Raw genomic sequence first — 19829 nt, 5'->3', positions numbered from 1 at the left:
TTGTATCTACAGCAATTGAAACTGCTGTTCTTTTTCTAAACATTCGTTTATTTCTCTTAAGCGATCATTGATACTTTCCTTGTCCAATTTATTATCTATGAATTCCTCTGAACAAGTAAGAAAGTTGTCTACATATGATATCAATAGAGAAGTAAAACGTTTGCGGTTTATATCAGAATAGATCATATGTTTGACGCAGTCGAGCAATCGCACTAATACAGAAACATCTTTCTTACCATATTCTCTGATCGGCACAATGATCTGAAACATCACATCCTTAAAAGGAACTGGTCGGACAAATACCAGCGGCTCGTCTTCTGAATTCGGGATGTAATTTTGTTCATCAACCTCCATCAATTTCGTCAACAGATCGGATAACAGATCGATGGCTTTTACAGCTGTTCCCGGATCATTGATTCCCGGACTTAGTGCTTTTACCGCTATTTCAGATATCTGTTTAAAACCGAATAAATAATGATCCGAAACCCGCTCTTCTGTATAAAGTGTAAAATAGGAACTCAATTGATCGATCACGTCCTCATCCTGTTCTTTGCTGATCTCAATAAACGGATATTCTTTTACTACGAATGACCCAATGGAAACTTTCACATTCAGCTTGAAGTCATGTTTTTTGCAAAACTCCGTTAATCCCGATCCATCGATTTTCTTCAGATAACCGGAATCTTTTGCAAGGCATGTTATCCAATCAGAAGTATTCGGCAATTCTTTTTTAGCATTGTCATGATCCACTCCTTCGAGTTCTTTTTTGGTGAGCTTGTAAATATCATTCAGAATGAAATCCACCTGAATTTTTTGAGATATGGAATGAATGAAATACACGAACAAACCCATACAAACTATGGCCAGAATCATACTTACAAAGATGCCCAGAGATGGCACCGAAAAATCAACGCCGGGAGCATCGATATTTACGATCAGGATCAAACTGTAAATAATACTACCCAAATAGAAGCCCAGAACAACTTGATGAAATTTGTCTGATATCAATCCGGGTATAACTCTTGGTGATAAAGTAGAAGTAGCTCTGTTAAGCACTATCATCACCATCGAAAAGCTGAATACCATTAAAGAAATAAGGCTCCCTACAATGGTGCCTAAGATCAATCGGGCATTGTTGGAATCATGGACGAGAACCCGCTCAATATTACTTTTAAGCTCTATTACAAGATCATTGAACTCGATCCTCATCACAAAAATAGAAAAAACCATGAAAGCCAAAGCAATGATCGTGGGATAGAACGCAATGCTGTTTACGATCCTTTGATAGTACTTTGAAATTACGTTCATCCAGTGTTTCATTTATCCATGCAGGTTTATCTTTGATTTTATTGGTAGCCCAAAAAACATCAATAGTTTCAATAAACAGCAATTTTTTATGCATTTAAGTTCAATCAGAGACTTAGAAGCTTTTCTTGGTTGTTGTATTTTTCAATCCTTACCTTTGATTCTATGATCTCAAAATCTGAAATACAATCATTGCTAACTCTTATGGATGACCCGGATCCATTTGTTCAGGAATCTGTGAATCGTCGATTTGTGGAGCTTGGTGAAAATGCCGTTCCTATGCTTGATCAGTATCAGGTTGACCTGAAACAAGGAGAGGAAAAGACACGAGTTAATGAGCTTATCCATACCCTGACTTTTGAAGGATTACAAACTGATTTCGTGGATGCATTGGAGAATGGTATAAAAAACAGGAAAGATCTGGAATCCATCATATTCATGCTTTCACGGTTTGGGAATCCAACTATTGATACCAAACGCTACAAAGACAAACTGGACTATTTCGCTGAAATGGTTGCTCCAAGTATTCGGTATAAACTTGACGAGAAAAAAAAAGCTTCTCATTTATTCAAGTTTGTATTTGAAGACCTGAATTTTAACGGAGATCAAAAAGACTATCACAATCCTGCCAATTGTTTTCTCGATACCGTTATTGATCGTCGAAAAGGATTACCTATTACCTTAAGTATGATAGTTATGTTCATTGCCCGACGATTGGATCTACCCGTTTTTGGAGTAAATATGCCTATTCATTTTATGCTTACGTATATCGGGGAAAGAGAAGAGTTTCTGGTTGATCCATATGATGACGGGACAGTAGTAAGTTACGATCAATGCTATTTCTTTTTGAAAAAGAATAACATCGAGCCAAAACCGGAATATTTTCAGATGGCTTCTGATATGGATATTCTCATCAGAACCATTCGAAATCTTATTCAAAGCTACGAACGCAAGGAACAACTCGAGAAAGTAGAAGATCTAAAACAGTTATTGTCTACCGTTGAGTTATATATGTAAGCTCGTTATTTAGTTTTCGACTTATTTCTCTTTTTCCAGTGCTTAGTATCCAGGTCCAGATCCGAAAAGAAGTTTGTTAGCTTGTCCACACCATCCTTCTGTATATCAAAATAAAGCAATTTGTCTTCTTTGTCCTCAAAGTAATCCAATACATTTTGGTGATGCTCGTCCCACTCTGTTCCCCAACATTGGATCAGTTCCTGTTCCGATGAGTGATAGTTATCTCCACATCTGCAAGATCTGTAAGTGATCAGATTATTATCCTTATTTAGTTTTAATCGGCTTTTGATCCAATCTTCCTTTTCTCTTGTATTAAAGATGAATTTACTTTCCGGATAGTGTTTGTCCAGCTGCTTAAAATGTTTATAGGCGTAAACCGGTGGTGCTTCTTCTACATTTACCTCTGTTTCCCTTAAAAACTTTCTGAAAATAGGATATTTCCATTTAAGCTTTGGTAAACGCCACATATTCACTTTTTCCAGATCTGTATATATATCGTATTCCTTGCAATAGGTGAGTAACGGTTTATTTTTTAATCTGGCGAGCTCCATCCCTACAGCGATAGTGCCTTTTTCCCAGTGAGCTGCACTATACCCATTTTTCTCAAAAAAATACGCAATGGAACTTGTTCCACATCTATTAAATCCTATCTGAAATATATATCCGGATAGTTTCTTTCTATTAAAAAACAATATGTGCCCTTGTTAGCCCTTTTAAATTTTATTGAATCTAAGAAATTGAATTCAATTTTTAAATTCACTTCTTTTGTTAAGGTTTGTTCGAAATTGATGATTCAAATCCATATCCTCAGATATAAAATCTAATACACTACAAAAATGCATAACCAACACAGAGAAAAGCTTTTTTCATTATTTGATGACAACCAAAATGGAGTTGTATTTATTCAGGGAGCCGAAATTATGTATCGTTATGATACTGATTACGAATTTCCATTTCGTCAGGAATCCAATTTCTGGTACTTAACAGGAGTAAATGAAGCTGAATGTTCGCTCGTATTAGACCTGAAGAAAGAAGAATATCATCTTTTTGTACCTGAACGGGATGCTCAATATGCTGTGTGGCATGGATATGTGAAAACAAAAGAGCAATATCAGGAAGAATACCAACCTGACCATCTTCATTACAGAAATGATATCCTTAAAGTTCTGAATGAACTTAAACCTGAAACCGTGTATTGCATTGATGATGAACAGGCAGAATTTGTTGAAGACCTGAACCGTGGTTTTAATGTAGAAACAGAAGCGTTAGTTGATGCGCTCACTTATTGCAGAGTTCTGAAAACCGAATGGGAACTGGATCAATTGCGCGAAGCCTGTAGGGTAAACGATCTGGCTTATCTGGAAGTAATGAGATCAATTAAGCCGGGGATGTACGAGTATGAAATGAAGGCGATCTTTAACAAAGTTCAGATCGAAAATGGGTTAATGCAGGATGCTTATAACGGAATTTTTGCCTCGGGTGTTAATGCATCTATTCTTCATTATGTAGTCAATAACAGCAAGATCAAAGATGGCGATCTGTTTTTGATGGATTCCGGATTTGAATGCAACGGATACGCATCAGATTACACCAGAACTTTTCCTGCAAATGGAAAATATACCGATATTCAAAAAGGGATTTATAACTCTGTTTTAGCCGGGATGGATAAAGTGCTTGATTCCATCAAACCGGGAGTTAAAATGGAAGACCTGCATTTACTTGCTGCCCGAACTATGATGGAAGGCTTAAAAGACATGGGTGTTGTTAAAGGCAATGTTGATGACATGATGGAAGAAAATATCTTTGCGCTTTTCTTCCCGCACGGCTTGGGTCACTTTTTAGGGTTAGACACTCATGATGTTGGAGGCTATCCAAAAGGAGTAGACAGAATTGAACGGCCGGGAATTAAATTTTTAAGAGCTCGTCGTGAGTTGCTACCCGGAATGGTTGTTACCATTGAGCCCGGAATTTATTTTGTTCCTGCTGTGCTGGAACCTGCTATCGCTGATCCTGAAAAGAATCAATTTCTGAATACTGAAAAAGTAGAATCTCTGCTCGGTTTTGGAGGTGTACGCATAGAAGATGATATCATTGTAACGGAAGATGGAATGGAGAATATGACGAACGTTCCTAAAGAGGTGGGTGAGATCGAGGATTTGATGAAGGGTTGAAGAGTTTTGAGTGATTAGTTTTGAGTTGCTAACTCTCCAATTGTTTCCTCTATCTCAGGTTACATCTTCTCATTTATCATTCAGAGTTTCTTTTCGTTTCAAATTTCCTGCTAATAGCTTCAAAACTCTTTTCTAGTTAACGTTAAGACTTCTCTTTTTTTGCTGCTAGCTAGGTTTTTGAATCGCATATTTCCCGGATCCGATCAACATCATTCCAAAAAACACGAACATCATCTTAAATGCATGCGAAGCCTGTCGCCAGCTATCTCCGTCGCTTATGTGTGCATAAACTGCAACCAGCATCATTGATCCTAAAAGCATCGCAACAAATCTGAATTTATAGCCTACTGCAAAGAGCAAAGCTCCCAGTGTTTCAATAAGCGCTCCCAAAAATCCCCAGACCATAGCAATTTCATCAACTCCGAAATGAGGCATTACTTGCCCGAGTGAAATCCACCGTTCGTGACCGCCCATCAGCTTTCCCCATCCATGAAAAAACAGATAATTCAAGCCCACTCCTACTCTCAGTAGCAGTAAACCTTCGTCTTTGTATTTTTTAAGTGAATCGAAATTGAGATTAAGTGACATATTATGATTATAGAGTTTGTTCTGGAGTTCCAGTCAATATAATCAAACGTCTTTTTTTTCACAGATAAGATTAAACTAAAGTGATCTGAAAGAACGATAAAAGTTAACGAGATTAATTAAACCAATAATTCATTTTAAATACCACACCTCGATTTTTAACTGCAAAATTATCTGTGGCATAATTGTCGTTGTATACAATAAACAGATCCGACATAGAAGCAAACCTCCACTGCAATCTGCTGTTCACATTAAAGTTTTCTGCTTGGGTGTTGTATTGCAAGAAGCTGGTCCAACTAAGATTATTTGAAAAACTTACTTCTGCCTGCGGACCGATAAGGTGCAGTGTTGCTTCTCCGTAATTATCGGGTAGAGTTACTTTGTTTCCTATATAACGAACTCCGAAATTTCCCCAAGGTTGAACTCTCATATTCAAAGAACCTCCAAACTGAGTTCTCGTTCCGTTATAGAATTCTCCGAAAGAAGTATTCAAGCTTCCGTTTATAATCCCTCTGGTATCAGAATAATAATCGAATGCAATTCTGCTGAAATTATATGTATCAACCGGAAGTAATTCATCTCCGTTGATCAAGTTTGTTGGAAACAAGAGAGCAACTTTACTGTTTCTGGCACTCAGGTTTACCCCTCCCCAATCCTTTGTGTACATTTCAAAATTAACGGATAATATCCTGTCGATAAAATCTCCGTTTGTTCTTGAGGAGCCAACCATCCAGCCCGAAAATGTATAACTGTTGATCCAGTCAGCATTAGGACGAATGGTAAATCCTGCCCACGGATTGATAAAATTATACCCTACCCGCTTCAATTCCTCAGCTTCGGCATCATATTGAAAAAGTCGATCTGAGAAACCCAGTTCATTTATATAATTGTCTTCAACTCGGTCTGCAGTAATTCCAAAGAATTTGTCTCCATCGCCATACATCAAGGTTGCACCTGCAAAATAAGCGTCATCGAATTTATCTTCAGTTTGCGACCAATGATATCTAGCGTTTCCATTCCAGTATCCGTTTTCAGAAGTATAATTGAATTCAGCTCCTATGGTTCGATTGTAATCCTCTCCCGTTGGTGAAGCTCCATCAAAAGAAGACCGGTTTGTGAATAGTGCTTTAACATTAGTGCGCCCTATAAGGTTTTGCTGAACTGATGCAACGGTATAATTATTGGCTGAAAGATCATTGACCGATCTCGTATGTGCATTCAAAACACCCACTCTCAGATCTTCACTTAGGTTTCCTGTAACTCTTGCGCCAAACAGAATTGGAACTATTTCACCATTATTTAAACCAATTCTTCTTGAGAAAAACGGCTTCAATCCCCATGTTCCAAAACTTCCGAACAGATCGCTGTTTTCAAGAAAGAATGCTCGCTTTTCCGGAAAGAAAATGCTGAATCTCGAAAGATTTGTTACCTGCTGATCTACATCAACCGTTGAGAAATCCGGATTTACAGTCAGATCTAGTTTCAGGTTTTGTCCGACAGGAATTTTGGCATCTAATCCTATTTCTATATCATTTTCCAGTCCATTATTTGCTGCCAAAAAATCTTTGTTTGATGAACCCAGTACATAAGGTTGGATGATCGCTCCTTGTTTTCTCTTTGGCGGGATATCTTTGATCACCATGGTTCCTAAATGGCCTATATCAATTCCGGGAAAGCCCAGCGGAACATGGCTCCAGGTAGAATATTCGTTTCGCTTCATATCATTTCGAACAAAATTAATTCCCCATTCTTCCACATTGGTATCGTAATTGATGGATTTAAACGGAATGGCAAACTCTGCAACCCAATAATCGTCGTGAACTTTCACAGAACTGTACCACACATTATCCCAATTAACATCGGGTCGGGTTCTGGAATTTTCGATACTCACCATTCCATCTACCCTGGCTCCGGCAGCATTCACTCCGAATAAAAATCCATTGGTTTGCTTGTTCATCGGATCCAGCACTACACTAAATCCATCGCTATCCCAGTGATACGATGAATTATCTCTCTTTAATGTTTTGATAACCAGATCTTCCTTTTTTTGATAATTGATCGCACCGATGTACAAAAATTCATCATCATACATGATCCACGCTTTGGTTTGATTAACAGCTAATCCTGTATCTCTGGGGGCTTTGTTTAAAAAGTCAGAAGTAATGGATGCTTCACCCCATTCGGATTCTTCAAGTTCCCCGTCAATAATTACTTTGGCATTTATTTTTACGGCGTTGAGTATAAAGTTCTCGTAAATAGACTGCTCCTGCGCAACAAGTTTAGAATTAAATAGCATTGCCGATACAAGTAGTAAAAAGTATTTCATAGTTCTGTCCCATTTTTGTTGGAACAGATATACGGGGTAAAAAATACTCTTATTTATAGCTTAGATACGTAACGGGTTATTAACGCCGGAAGACGTTTATTCAATGATTTTAGCCATCTGCCGTAACTAAAGTGTTGTTTATCCCTAAATAGACGTTGTTTGCAGAAATGAGAAAATCCTATACAATTTCTTTAGGTTCAATGCGTACATTCATGCTTCGTTATGTTAAACATAGTTCACAAATATCAGTCTACAGGCAACCGAATAGGTTGGCACATTCTCTTCTGGATGTGTTATATAGCTATGTATACCATCATATATGGGAATTTTGAAGAAAGCTATGGAGCTGAATTCTTCTGGGCGATGGCTTATCTACCCATTAAGGTGGTTGCTACTTATTTTACTATGTATTTCATCATTCCCAGATATTTCCTTCAGAAAAAGTATGTTGCTGCAACTGTACTAACCGTACTAGTTGTTTTGTTAGCCGGATTTTTACAACGCTTTCTGGACTATCATGTTTTTTCTCCTATTTATGGTCATGAATGGATGGCAGGTAGTCCTTTTAATATTCCTAAAAGCTTAAAGAATGTATTAAGTATTTATCCGGCGGTAGCACTTGGTGCTTTCATCAAAATTACTAAGCATTTTTATAGTGAGGAGAGTAAATCAAAAGAGCTGCGTCAGGAGAAACTACAGGCTGAACTCAATTTTCTGAAAGGACAAATTCACCCACATTTTTTATTCAATACACTGAATAACTTATATGCTCTTACGCTGAAAAAATCTGAAAATTCCCCTGAAGTTGTTCTGAAATTATCTGAACTCCTCAGCTTTATGCTGTATGAGTGCAATTCCAGAACAGTTCCCTTAAGCAAAGAACTAAAGCTGATAGAAAATTACATCGCTTTAGAAAAAATACGGTACGATGACCGACTCACCATTACCTATGAAACGGAAGGTGATGTTTCCAAAAACCAGATACCACCCATGTTACTGCTTCCATTTGTGGAAAATGCTTTCAAACACGGAACCAGTGATTCCATTGATGAAGTATGGGTTGATATCCACATAAAAGTAGAAGGCAGGTCACTAAGTCTTTCTGTAAAAAACAGCAATGGCTATGATACGGTTGAAAAGAATGAGTTCGATTATCAAAAAGGAATCGGGCTTAAAAATGTGCACCGACGTTTAGAGCTTTTATATGAGGATCATTATACCCTTGAAACAAATGATACCGAAGATCAGTATTCCGTTTCGTTAACCATTAAACTTGATGAACTTCTAGATCACAACAGCGTTTGAATCTTTCCTGCTTCATAATAGATGATGAACCCTTAGCCATTGAGGTTATTGAATCTCATGTTTCTAAAATTGATGGACTGGAAGTGAAAGCTACTTTCCAAAATGCAGTGAAAGCATTTCAGGCTCTCCGGGAATCCCAAGTAGATATTCTCTTTCTGGATATTCAAATGCCACGTCTTACAGGTATTGAGTTCTTGAGAATGATGAAGAACCCTCCGAAAGTGATCTTTACCACTGCTTATCGTGAATATGCTTTGGAAGGATTTGAGCTGGATGTAGTGGATTACTTGCTGAAACCAGTTTCATTCAATCGCTTTTTAAAAGCTGTAGACAAGGTCTTTGAACTTCATTCTGTTACAGAACACTCAACAAAAACTGCAGGTGAAAACAATTCCAATCATTTTGTTTTTGTTCCTGTGGATAAGAAAAACGTAAAGATCTGCCTGAATGAGATCATCTATATTGAAAGCAAAAGAGATTATGTGCTCATTAAAACACTTAATAAAGAAGTAGTCACTCATCAGACTCTAACTTATATGGAAGAACGATTACCAAGTCCTTCCTTTTTAAGAGTACATCGATCGTTTATTATCAATACCAAAATGATAGAAAGCTGGTCGAATAATGAGATCGAACTTCCGGGTATTCAGGTTCCTATCGGCAGAACGTACAAACGGGAAGCTTTGAAGGTGTTGAATAGTAATTCTGAGGTTTTGTAGTGGTTTTTCTGTGAATGGGTCGTCCCGAATTTATTTCGGGATCTTTGTGGAGATTATGAATCTTAATACAGTTTAAGCCTACTATAAAGAGCAAAGCATATTCATAAGATCCTGAAACGAGTTCAGGATGACGGATTTTGTTTCAATTTTATTGCTTAAGCATGCCGAAAAAGCGGAGGGTGTAAGTGAAGTTTACACGTTCCCAAACTTCACTTACACCCCTTGGATTATCCAAAGTAACTGTTTAGATATTTACCTCCCCTCAAGGTGGGCATTTTCTTCTTTCATTCTAGTTTCGAATACCTGTACTAAGGAACATACAGAAAAGCCCGACTCTGGAAAACAGAATCGGGCTTTTAAATCTTTAATGCTGTGTTTTATTCAGCTAAGCAGTGACCGGTTCTGGTTTTGTGCTTGTGCCGTTTCCATTCAAGTCGCTTTGGTCTTTGATGATGCCCGGCTCTTCTTTTCCAAACATAACTTTATTCAAGCCTCGGCGACTTCTTTCAATTAAGCTATAAAGTACCGGAACAAGGATCAATGTAAGCGCTGTAGCAAATAATAAACCTACAATCACAGCGATTGCCATCGGTCCCCACCATGTTGCTTGTTCACCACCCATGTAAACATATGAGCCTAAGTTTCCAAAAAACTCGATCGGTGTATTTACCAAAACGATGAAATCAATATTGAATCCGATTGCTAATGGTACTAAACCAAGTGTGGTTGTAATTGCTGTAAGAATTACCGGACGAAAACGCACTTTACCACCTTGTACCAAAGCATCTCGTAAACTCAATCCATCACGAGTTCTGAGAATATCTACGTAATCGATCAATACAATGGCGTTGTTTACTACAATACCTGCCAGTGAAATAATCCCTAAGAAAGCCATCAATCCGAAAGCCATCTGGAAAGTTACCAATCCGTAAAATACACCTGCCATCGACATTACTACTGAACTCAAAATAATGATCGGCTTTGCTATCGAGTTAAACTGTGATACCAAAATAAAGGCGATCAGAAATACTGCGATCAGGAATGCAATTCCCAGAAACTCGAACGATTCGTCCTGTTCTTGTTGCTGCCCTGTCCAGCTGTAATCATATCCCGAAGGCATGTCGTCCAGATAATTTGAAAGGACTCCCTGAACTTCAGCCAACACTGCATTTGCCTGATATCCGGAACGAACATCGGCACTGATTGTGATCACTCGTTCTGAATCTTTGTGGTTGATTCCGCCAAGTCCGTCTTTAACTTCCCATGTTGCCACTTCTGACAATGGAATTTGATTTCCTTCATGTGGAATAGTCAGATCACCCAATGTGCTCAGGTCATCACGATATTCGTCATTTAACCGAACAATGATATCGTATTCTTCTTTCCCATCACGGAATTTTGAAGCTTCCACACCATTGATCGCCTGACGAATGGTCATCCCAATTACGTTAGTTGAAAGCTCGTAAAGCGCCGCTTTTTCACGATCCACATCTACTCTAATTTCCGGTCTTGCTTCCGGCAGATTTGATTCCAAGCCATCCATTTTAGCGAACACAGAATCTTCTTCAAGAATAGATAAAACATCTCCTGAGAGCAGGCTTAACTGATCCATATTAGGTCCGGAAATTTCAAGATTTACCGGCTTTCCTGTTGGAGGACCATTTGGTGGTTGTTCTACCGTTACTTTTGCTCCAACTATATTATCACTCATGTGATTTCTCAAGAATTCCATGGCTTCAAATACATCACCTTCACGTTCCTGGAAATCCACAAAGTTCAGAGCAACCGTTCCTTTATTTGGAGTATTCCCTCCACCTCCGGCACCCGGATCTGCTGTAATGCTCGCTCCGGATGTTGCAAGTACGCTGTTTACATCTACAAAATTTGGGAGATTTTTAACACGTTGCTGAACCTCTTCAATAATCGTTTTGGTGTATTCCACATCCGAACCGATAGGCGTTTCTACCTGTACATACACATCACGTGGAGGGATGTCTTCAGGAAAAAACTCCGTTCCGGGGTTAAAAGCACCTAATACTACAAAACTCAAAACAAGAACTACAGCAGAAATTCCCAATACAGATAGTCTGTGGTTTAAAGACCATACTAAAGTGTTTTCATATTTGGCTATCACTTTATTAAGACCGTCCCGCTGCCACCATCTTCCAACCGGTTCTAATGCATATTTGTTAAGCGCCCAAAAAATAACACCTAGAATAATCAGCATTGTCCATGTAATAAAACTCGATGCTAAGAAAAGAAGTAAGATAAATCCTATTACCCCATACAGGATCTTTTTTCCTTTCGGAGTTAATTTAGCTTCTGCTTCCTGGCCTTCAACTGTCATAAATAATGCGCAGATCACGGGATTGATAACCAATCCAACAAAGAGTGAACTTGCCAGTGTAATGATCAATGTTTTTGGTAAATAGCTCATAAACTGACCTACAATACCCGGCCAAAATATCATTGGAGCAAAAGCTGCAATTGTTGTAAATGTTCCGGCAATAATTGGAACAGCGACTTCGCCCGTTCCTTTCTTTGCTGCTTCAAATCGTTCATATCCTTCTTCCAGATATCGATAAATATTCTCTACTACCACAATGGCGTTATCCACCAGCATCCCTAAAGATAGAATTAACGAGAACAGAACGATCATGTTCATAGTTATTCCCAATGCAGATAAAATGATAAAAGAAAGGAACATGGACATTGGAATAGAAATCCCAACAAATGATGAGTTTCTTACCCCAAGGAAGAACAGCAATACGCCAACAACCAAGATCAATCCGGATATAATATTGTTTTCCAGATTTGTAACCATGTTAATTACATCCACACTTTGATCGTTAGTGATCGCATAACGTGTAGTTGGTGGAAGGGTTGGAATTGCCTCGTCCAGAATCGCTTTTACTTCATTACCGGTATCCAGGATGTTTTCTCCGGTACGTTTCTTAATACCCAGCGTAATTACAGGAGCATCGTCCAGTTCAGAATACGTTGCTCTTTCTTTGAAACCGAACGTTACTTTTGCAACATCACGAACATAGATCGGGCTACGATTTTCGCCTTTAATTACTATGTCTTCGAGTAGCTTAGTGTCTTCATATTGTCCCGGTATACGAAGTAAAAACTTTTTGGTACCTACTGATATATCTCCACCCGGAATAGTTACGTTTTCATTTGAAATTGCCTGAATAATATCACCAAAAGCAATGTTGTAATATTTCATTTTGGCAAGATCGACGTCCACCTGAACTTCACGCTCAGTTCCACCGGTCAGATCAACACCAAGCACGGATGGAATTGCTTCAATTTTATCCTGAAGATCTTCCGCTATTTCCTTAAGAATGACTTCATCATATTCTCCGGAAAGATTCACGTTCATGATCGGAAATTCTGACAAGTTGATTTCCTGAACGGTTGGCTCTTCTGCATCTTCGGGAAGCTCCGGCTTTGCCAGATCTACTTTTTCCCGCACTTTCTGGAGTGCATCTTCAATATCTACGCTTGGTTCGAACTCCAAATTGATATTCGAATAACCCTCGGCTGATGATGAGGTCATATTTTTAATATCAGAGATATTACTCAGCTCATCTTCAAGTTTTCTGGTAACCAGACTCTCCATATCCTCCGGCGAAACTCCGGGGTACACTGTAACCACAAATATATTCGGGATGTTTATGCTTGGGAAGCTTTCTTTAGGAATGGTCAAATATGACACAATCCCCATGATCGCTATCAGCACCAACAGTACCAGCACACTAATTCTGTTGTTTATCGAGAACGTCGACAGCCCAAATTCTTTACGCTTTCCTTCTTCAGGCAAAGAAGCCCCGTTAGTTGATGCGCCGTTGTTATTTTTTTCGGTACTCATAATAGTTTCCGAGTTAAATTAATTTGCTGCTAATTTTTTATCGTCTTTCACTGTCACACGCATGCCATCATCAAGAAAAGCAGAACCTAATGTGATCAGTTTATCACCTTCAGCAAGTCCTTCTTCTATGATCACATTTGTTTGGTATGACAGGCCCAACTTCACTTCTCTTTCATTTGCCACAGCCTTTCCTTCTTCATTTTCAGAAAGTACATAGACTACATAACGGTTGTCTTTTGAATACACAAACTCCTCACTGATTACTAAAACATTACTTTGCTCAACTGTTTTTAACTTCATGTTAGCAATCATGTCTACTTTATATGTTTTGTTCTTTGGAAGTCTGGTCTCAATCCTGAATGTTCTGTTTTGGGGATTGATACTGCCTCCAACATAATTGATGGCAGAGTTAAGCGTATCCCTTACCTGAGTATCAAACCAAACATCTACCTTATCTCCGATCTGAACAGCATCTGAATATCGGGCTGGAACGCCGGCTACTATTTTATAGGCATCAGAACCGATCAATCGAATAACCTGCATTCCCGGGCTAACCATTTCACCTTCTTCCACCATAATTGCTTCAACTTCTCCGTTGAATGGCGCTTTGATACTTGTATTCTCAAGATCGATTTTTATTGATTCCAATGCCGAGTTACTTTGCTCATAAGCATACTTCGCATTCAGGTAATCTAATTCAGATCCGATTCCGTCTTCCTCATACACTTTTTTGAGACGCTCGTATTGCTCCTTGGTTTGGGAAGTCATTGCTTCTAACCGTGCTTTTTCCTGCTTCAGTTTTGAATCATCAATTTTTACGATGGTCTGCCCTTTTTTAACCTGAGCGCCTTCTTCTACTCTGTAGTCAATTACTCTTCCGTTAACTTCAGCCGAGATCATGATATCATTTGAAGTTTCCACATTTCCTACCACTCTCACATAACTTGCAAAGGTGCTTGGAGCTACGGTTTTAGTTGTAATATTTACTGTCTTTACGAGCTCTTCCTGAGTTTCCGCCTCTTGAGCTTCTCCTCCACAACCCAGAAGTACTGTACCCGCTATAAGTATGGTTAAATAGTTTTGAACTTTCATTTCTTAAATTTATATAGTTGAATAATTTCGTTAGTTAGTTGTGTCTACAAATGGCACCATTCCGGTTGCCATGTCATAATTTGCTTTTGCTGTCAGATAATTAAATACCATGATCGCATAATTTACTTCAGCTTCACGCACCTGAATTTCTGCTTCTGTTAGTTCAAGCTGAGATCCCAATCCGTTTTCGAGTCTTTTCTTAGCCCTGTCATAACCGATACTTGCTTGTTCCAGTGCTTGTTTTCTGGCTGACGCTGTTTCAAAAATCTTATCTAATTCTTCACTCGCACTCGCCACTTCATTCTGCGCCATCAGGATTGCCATTCGCTTTTGCTCTTCGATGTCTTTGTACTGGATTTGGGCTCTCTCCAAATTGGCCATTCTTGAAAATCCCTGGAATAGAGGTAGGCTTAAATTTACACCCAAAGTCTGGAATCGTTTAGCATCCTGAAAAAAGTCAGGGCTTCCAGCCTCGGCTGCACTCCATTGCAAATTGTAAGATGCGGTTAGCGTTGGAAGAAACCTGCTCTTCTCAGCTCTTATTTGTTTGTCTTGTAATCTTAAGTTTGCTTCAGCTACTCTGATATCACCTCTGTTCTCTGTTAGTAAAGCGGAATCGATAGTAGATGAAGAGAAGCTGTAGGGATTCATTCTGTCAATATTTTTCAGATGAGTATTCTCTGGTTGAGAAGCCGTTTCTGATAAAATATCAAATTCGTTAAGACTGCCTTTAACCTTGTAAGAAAATTTTACCGGAAGCCCCATAACAATGTTCAAGTTTCTGTATGCTTCATCAACAGCGTATTTCGCTTCGATTTGTTGAGGTTTCTGATTACTCAATTGTACTTTAAGTTGAAGCACTGCATAATCATCTACAATTCCTGCTTTTGCTCTGGCTTCGTTTTCTTTCAGGTTTGTTTCCAGTCTTTCAATTTGTGCGTTGGCTAGTCTAAGCTGTTCCTGAGCAGCAAGTACAGCATAGTAAGCAATTCTTGCTTGCGTAATTATTTGCTGACTGGCTGACCTATAATTTTCTTCCTGGACTTTTTTAAATACTGCCGAACTTTTTAATGCAACTATTGCTTCGCCTTTGAACAAATTTTGAGCTACCGAAAACCCACCTTGCCAATTATTATCTGTACCGAACTGGACAGGTGTTAATGTGCCTGCTGGTCCGCCAAAAATTTCAGCAGGAAGAAACTGAACAGGTATTTCAATATTTCTGGTATAATTTATTGAAGATGTGATATCAGGATACACTTCCGCTCTTGCCAGATTTAAGAGTTCGTCGGCATCGTCTATAGCAAGAATTGCTCTGTTGATCTGTGGATTATTAGCCAAAGCCATTTCAATGGCTTGCTCCAAAGTTATTTCCCTGTTTAAATCCCCCGGTTGTGCTTTTAAAGTTGATGTAAGCAAGGTTAGTGAAATAAGCAGAAGCCCTAATCTGTTACCCATTCTATTTACGTTAGTTAGTATCATTAAAAATTCAGTTGCCGATTACGTTAATTTGTTCCATTAGTTTCAAAAAATGACTGTGAGTCATAATTCCCTTTCTGAGCTTCAGTGGCAATCCCACACCCAATCATTTTCATGAAGTTCTCAAACAGAGATTTCAGATTTATACCCAGCTCATTTAACAGGTTGAAATGTTGTGTATTTTGATGCTGATAAGCCATGCTTACCATTCCGTGAGAAGTAGCCCATAGTATCAAAGCCAATTCTTTCGGATCATAGCTTGAATTTATACTTCCATCTTGCATTCCAATCTGAATTGCACGCACCATACAGGTAAACGAACTTTGCATATTTGTGGAACAGGAATCAAGAAATGTACTGTCTTCTAAGTCACTTGTCTCCTTCAGGTTATCATGAAATTTCATTGCCCTGAAATATTCCGGATGTTGCGTTACAAAACTCATGAATGTTGATCCTATCATATGAACCAACTCTATTCCGGGTTTGTCCTGTGTAAGCACCTTCTGAATTTCTTTAGTCAGCAATCCTGTTGCTTTATCACAAATACCTAAAACAAGATCTGTTTTACTTTCGAAATACTGATAAAGTGAACCTTTACTTACTTCTGCGCGGTCAGCTACTTCCGTCATATTAAGGTTGTCTAAACCCTTTTCCAGAATCAAAGCTTCAGCTGCCTCTAACATCAGAGATCTCTTCTGCTCCTTTTCCCGTTCTTTACGTTCTGAAATTCCCATTTTGTGACCGCTGGTCATTTTTTGAATTAAGGTCAAAAAGGTACGGGTACTTTAATCTAATTCCAACTATGTTTTGTTAAGAAATAATGATCATAACATTGACCGCCGATTTAATTGCAAATAAAACAGAAACTCTCCTCTTCCAAGTCTTCCATCTTTTGGTTATGATTCAGCACACTTAAAACAAAGGTATTTTTTTGATTATAAGCGGACAGAATAACAACACCACCGTTCCTATTAAGCGATTAGCTGCAATTGATCTGGGAACTAATTCCTTCCATGCTGTTATTGTAGACTTGTATTCTGACGGAAGCTTCAGAAAGATTGAAGATTTTAAAGAAATGGTACAGCTTGCAAAAGGTGGATTGGGTACACGCTTAGCTGAAGGAGCTTATTCTCGAGGTATGAAAGCGCTCAAAAATATCAAAGTTTTGTGTGACAGCCATAATGTAGAACAGATTCTGGCTTATGCCACCAGTGCCATACGGGAATCTGAAAATGGCGGGGAATTTATACAGGACAGCATCGACCGTTACGACATAAAGATAAATGCTATTCCGGGATCCGTTGAAGCTGAATTGATTGGTTACGCGGTTCAGCATGGAGTTCGATTAAGTAACAACCCTGTTTTAATGGTTGATATAGGTGGTGGAAGTGTTGAGTTTATTCTGGGAAATGCTAAAGAATTCCATTTTCTGACCAGTAAGAAGATCGGCGTTTCCAGAATGACCGATATTTTTAAACCATCCGATCCAATCACGGCTACAGAAATTGAGAAACTGGAGGCTCACTATCGGGAACAGACTTCACAACTAGCTAATGCTCTCCGAACAAACAGGACAAACATGATCATTGGTTCATCCGGAACCATGCAAAATATTGCAGCCATGATCGCCGCCCGAAAAGGTCTTCCGGTAGATGTTACCCTCAATGAAATGGAATATACTGCCAAAGATTTTTTCTCTTTTTATAAGGATTTCATCAAACTGAACCGAGCCGAACGGAAAAAAATAAAGGGATTGGATGCCAAGCGTATAGATTTCATCAACACCGGAGTAGTTCTGGTTAACTATCTTCTTAGGGAATACGGCATCAAGAAAGTTAAAATTTCTACTCAGGCGTTAAGAGAAGGCATTATCATTCGACACCTGAAAAAAGATATGATCGGATTGCCCTGGTCGGGGGCCATGTCTGACCCAAGGCGTAGAAGTGTGTTTGAACTGCTGAGAAAATGTGATTGGCATGAAGCTCATTCAACTCACGTCGCAAATATGGCTTTGAAAATATTTGATGAATTAAAAGACGAACTTAAACTGGAAACACCGGATAAAGAACTGCTCGAGTATGCGAGTTATCTCCATGATATCGGTTACTATATTTCGCATTCAAAGCACCATAAGCACGCACTTTATATTATCAGAAACTCAACACTCAAAGGCTTTCGAGAAGAGGAAATTGAAGTTATTGCAAATGTAGCGAGGTACCATCGCCGATCCACTCCAAAAAAGCGACATGGAGAATATTGGAAACTGGCGCCGGCTGTCCGTAAAAGGATTAAAAAGCTTTCGGGTATTTTAAGAGTTGCTGACGGCCTCGATCGGAGTCACTATCAGAATGTTCAGGAATTAGACATAGACTCTACTGACAAAGAGATCACTTTCAAAATAAAAGTACAGGCAGACCCTCAATTGGAAATTTGGGGAGCTCAGAGAAAAGCTCATCTACTCAGAGAAGTAACCGGAAAGAAGATTAGTTTTTCAGTTGTCAATTAAGAATTATTCAATGATCAATGTTTGATCACTCAACATTGATCATTGAACATTGTTGCATTCTTAATTTCAATTATTCCCCAAAAGATCCTGCTGCACCCGGAAAAACTACAGGGCTTTCAAACCCTTCTTTTGAAACTGAAGCTACTCCGAATAAATAATTATCGATCACAACATTTTCCAGCGTATGCGATGTGCTACCTGCAGGAACGAATACACTTTTTTCCCATTGATTGGAATCTGTAAGTCTCCAGTAGATCTTATAACCAGCTAATTGTGGGTTTTGCTCATCATTGAGAGCATCCCATTTTAATGTTGTACTTGGTCGCACCGCTCCCTGGATCTGAACATTAACCGGAGGATTTGGTGCCCATGCCATACTTGCCATAGTCACAGCATTTAAACCGGTTAACTTAGCTGCATAATCAAAATCCACACCGTCAATAGTATCACCGTACTTAATTCCATCCTCAGTTCTTATGTCCTGATGTTGCATTACATAATTTTCATTGGGTTCCATGATTCTAACTCCCGGAAACCCAACAGCATTAAACGGACGATGATGCCCACCTCTTCCAAAACGATCTAAACGATAGATCATCATTACATCTAAATTCGTGATATACAAATCTGCCATTTTATCCACGTAACGTGCAACATTTCTTGAAGGGGAATCAACCTCACCACCGGTAAATCTGCGAATTCTGGCCTCCTGTTCTGTTTCAACTGCTCTTGTTCCTTCCGAAAATACACGAGCTGTGGTATTATTGATCACTCCGTTAATTCCTTTGATGTTTCCGATCATATCATTGTTGAGAACGGCTTTAATTCTCCAGCCTTTTTCGAGTGCATGATCTGCTAAAATCTGCCCCCCGAAAAGCCCTTGCTCCTCTCCTGACAAACCAACATACATTATAGATCCCGGAAACTCGTATTTGGTTAGTACTCGAGCAGATTCAATTACTCCAGCCATTCCTGATGCGTTGTCATTAGCTCCCGGTGAGTCTGAAACACCATCTAATGGATCTGAAACTCTGGAGTCAATATCTCCACTCATCATTACAAATCGATTCGGATCTGCGGTTCCTCTCTGGATCGCAACAACGTTTACAATATTAACAGGATCAGGAATTCTTCTTTGGCCGGAAATCACATCACTCACATAAAAGACTTCTAGACAACCGCCACAGTCTGCTGAAATTCGTTCAAACTCTGCTTTGATCCATCTTCGGGCTGCACCAATTCCTCTTTTGCTTGAGACGGTATCAGAAAGTGTATGTCTGGTTCCAAAATCTACCAATGTTTGAATATCTCTTTCAATACGTTCTGCTGATGGAGCCGCACCAATCTTATGAAGCTCTTCAGGTGTTACAGACTGAGAAATTGCAATATCCGCAGAGAAAAAGAATGCTATGCAAAATATGATCAGAGATTTAATTGATTTCATAAG

At 38.9% G+C, this 19829-nt stretch carries 14 protein-coding genes; 5 read left to right on the top strand and 9 right to left on the bottom strand.

What is annotated here, in order from left to right:
• Positions 1 to 6: 6 nt before the first annotated feature.
• Entirely contained in the window at positions 7 to 1320 is a 1314-nt protein-coding gene (locus tag A8B79_RS10665) for a DUF2254 domain-containing protein (protein ID WP_066222185.1), read from the bottom strand.
• Between the two features lie 120 nt (positions 1321 to 1440).
• Between A8B79_RS10665 and A8B79_RS10660 the strand changes: the two genes are divergently transcribed.
• Positions 1441 to 2322, top strand: coding sequence for a transglutaminase-like domain-containing protein (locus A8B79_RS10660; RefSeq protein ID WP_235603674.1), 882 nt, complete (start codon positions 1441 to 1443; stop codon positions 2320 to 2322).
• Between the two features lie 5 nt (positions 2323 to 2327).
• Here the strand turns inward: A8B79_RS10660 and A8B79_RS10655 are convergent, their stop codons facing one another.
• Positions 2328 to 3014, bottom strand: coding sequence for a sulfotransferase (locus A8B79_RS10655; protein WP_066222181.1), 687 nt, complete (start codon positions 3012 to 3014; stop codon positions 2328 to 2330).
• Between the two features lie 144 nt (positions 3015 to 3158).
• Here A8B79_RS10655 and A8B79_RS10650 point away from each other — a divergent pair, with 144 nt between their 5' ends.
• Positions 3159 to 4493, top strand: a complete 1335-nt coding sequence (locus tag A8B79_RS10650) for an aminopeptidase P family protein (protein WP_066222180.1) — start codon at positions 3159 to 3161, stop codon at positions 4491 to 4493.
• Between the two features lie 165 nt (positions 4494 to 4658).
• Here A8B79_RS10650 and A8B79_RS10645 read toward each other — a convergent pair whose 3' ends face one another.
• Both A8B79_RS10645 and A8B79_RS10640 read right to left on the bottom strand, forming a co-directional pair.
• Positions 4659 to 5081, bottom strand: coding sequence for a DoxX family protein (locus tag A8B79_RS10645; protein ID WP_066222179.1), 423 nt, complete (start codon positions 5079 to 5081; stop codon positions 4659 to 4661).
• A 112-nt stretch (positions 5082 to 5193) separates the two neighbouring features.
• On the bottom strand, positions 5194 to 7404 hold the full coding sequence (locus tag A8B79_RS10640) for a DUF5916 domain-containing protein (RefSeq protein ID WP_082894151.1): 2211 nt from the start codon (positions 7402 to 7404) through the stop codon (positions 5194 to 5196).
• A 303-nt stretch (positions 7405 to 7707) separates the two neighbouring features.
• Here A8B79_RS10640 and A8B79_RS10635 point away from each other — a divergent pair, with 303 nt between their 5' ends.
• Together A8B79_RS10635 and A8B79_RS10630 are read left to right on the top strand one after the other, a co-directional pair.
• Positions 7708 to 8709 carry a sensor histidine kinase gene (locus tag A8B79_RS10635; protein ID WP_235603673.1) on the top strand — a complete coding sequence of 334 codons (1002 nt, stop codon included), beginning with the start codon at positions 7708 to 7710 and terminating at the stop codon, positions 8707 to 8709.
• Entirely contained in the window at positions 8706 to 9428 is a 723-nt protein-coding gene (locus tag A8B79_RS10630) for a LytR/AlgR family response regulator transcription factor (protein WP_066222170.1), read from the top strand. The genes A8B79_RS10635 and A8B79_RS10630 overlap by 4 nt, the downstream gene beginning before the upstream one ends.
• A gap of 385 nt (positions 9429 to 9813) precedes the next feature.
• Here A8B79_RS10630 and A8B79_RS10625 read toward each other — a convergent pair whose 3' ends face one another.
• The 4 genes from A8B79_RS10625 to A8B79_RS10610 are packed head-to-tail and all read right to left on the bottom strand — an operon-like array spanning position 9814 to position 16646.
• Positions 9814 to 13305, bottom strand: a complete 3492-nt coding sequence (locus tag A8B79_RS10625) for an efflux RND transporter permease subunit (protein WP_066222164.1) — start codon at positions 13303 to 13305, stop codon at positions 9814 to 9816.
• An 18-nt stretch (positions 13306 to 13323) separates the two neighbouring features.
• The gene (locus A8B79_RS10620; protein WP_066222161.1) at positions 13324 to 14397 is read right to left on the bottom strand and encodes an efflux RND transporter periplasmic adaptor subunit; all 1074 of its coding nucleotides are present in this window, start codon (positions 14395 to 14397) and stop codon (positions 13324 to 13326) included.
• A 30-nt stretch (positions 14398 to 14427) separates the two neighbouring features.
• The gene (locus A8B79_RS10615) at positions 14428 to 15855 is read right to left on the bottom strand and encodes a TolC family protein (protein WP_066222156.1); all 1428 of its coding nucleotides are present in this window, start codon (positions 15853 to 15855) and stop codon (positions 14428 to 14430) included.
• Between the two features lie 47 nt (positions 15856 to 15902).
• Complete coding sequence (locus A8B79_RS10610; protein WP_153038420.1) at positions 15903 to 16646, bottom strand: TetR/AcrR family transcriptional regulator; 744 nt, start codon at positions 16644 to 16646, stop codon at positions 15903 to 15905.
• A gap of 161 nt (positions 16647 to 16807) precedes the next feature.
• Here A8B79_RS10610 and A8B79_RS10605 point away from each other — a divergent pair, with 161 nt between their 5' ends.
• The gene (locus tag A8B79_RS10605) at positions 16808 to 18382 is read left to right on the top strand and encodes a Ppx/GppA phosphatase family protein (protein WP_066222154.1); all 1575 of its coding nucleotides are present in this window, start codon (positions 16808 to 16810) and stop codon (positions 18380 to 18382) included.
• 70 nt (positions 18383 to 18452) lie between these two features.
• On the opposite strand, the gene A8B79_RS10600 is transcribed toward A8B79_RS10605, so the two are convergent.
• A complete protein-coding gene (locus A8B79_RS10600) occupies positions 18453 to 19826 on the bottom strand; it encodes a M28 family metallopeptidase (protein WP_082894149.1) in 1374 nt (457 codons plus the stop codon).
• Positions 19827 to 19829: the final 3 nt, after the last annotated feature.

Origin of the sequence: Balneola sp. EhC07 (genome assembly GCF_001650905.1) — a bacterium.
Classification (GTDB): domain Bacteria; phylum Bacteroidota; class Rhodothermia; order Balneolales; family Balneolaceae; genus Balneola.
Note: the sequence above shows the minus strand (reverse complement) of the source record. Positions and strands in the feature narration are given on the sequence as shown.

Bases quoted from the DNA above. Each gene is read 5' to 3' on its own strand.
- A8B79_RS10665 (WP_066222185.1), bottom strand. From the start codon at position 1,320: ATGAAACACTGGATGAACGTAATTTCAAAGTACTATCAAAGGATCGTA.
- A8B79_RS10650 (WP_066222180.1), top strand. From the start codon at position 3,159: ATGCATAACCAACACAGAGAAAAGCTTTTTTCATTATTTGATGACAAC.
- A8B79_RS10645 (WP_066222179.1), bottom strand. From the start codon at position 5,081: ATGTCACTTAATCTCAATTTCGATTCACTTAAAAAATACAAAGACGAA.
- A8B79_RS10640 (WP_082894151.1), bottom strand. From the start codon at position 7,404: ATGAAATACTTTTTACTACTTGTATCGGCAATGCTATTTAATTCTAAA.
- A8B79_RS10635 (WP_235603673.1), top strand. From the start codon at position 7,708: ATGTATACCATCATATATGGGAATTTTGAAGAAAGCTATGGAGCTGAA.
- A8B79_RS10625 (WP_066222164.1), bottom strand. From the start codon at position 13,305: ATGAGTACCGAAAAAAATAACAACGGCGCATCAACTAACGGGGCTTCT.
- A8B79_RS10620 (WP_066222161.1), bottom strand. From the start codon at position 14,397: ATGAAAGTTCAAAACTATTTAACCATACTTATAGCGGGTACAGTACTT.
- A8B79_RS10615 (WP_066222156.1), bottom strand. From the start codon at position 15,855: ATGGGTAACAGATTAGGGCTTCTGCTTATTTCACTAACCTTGCTTACA.
- A8B79_RS10600 (WP_082894149.1), bottom strand. From the start codon at position 19,826: ATGAAATCAATTAAATCTCTGATCATATTTTGCATAGCATTCTTTTTC.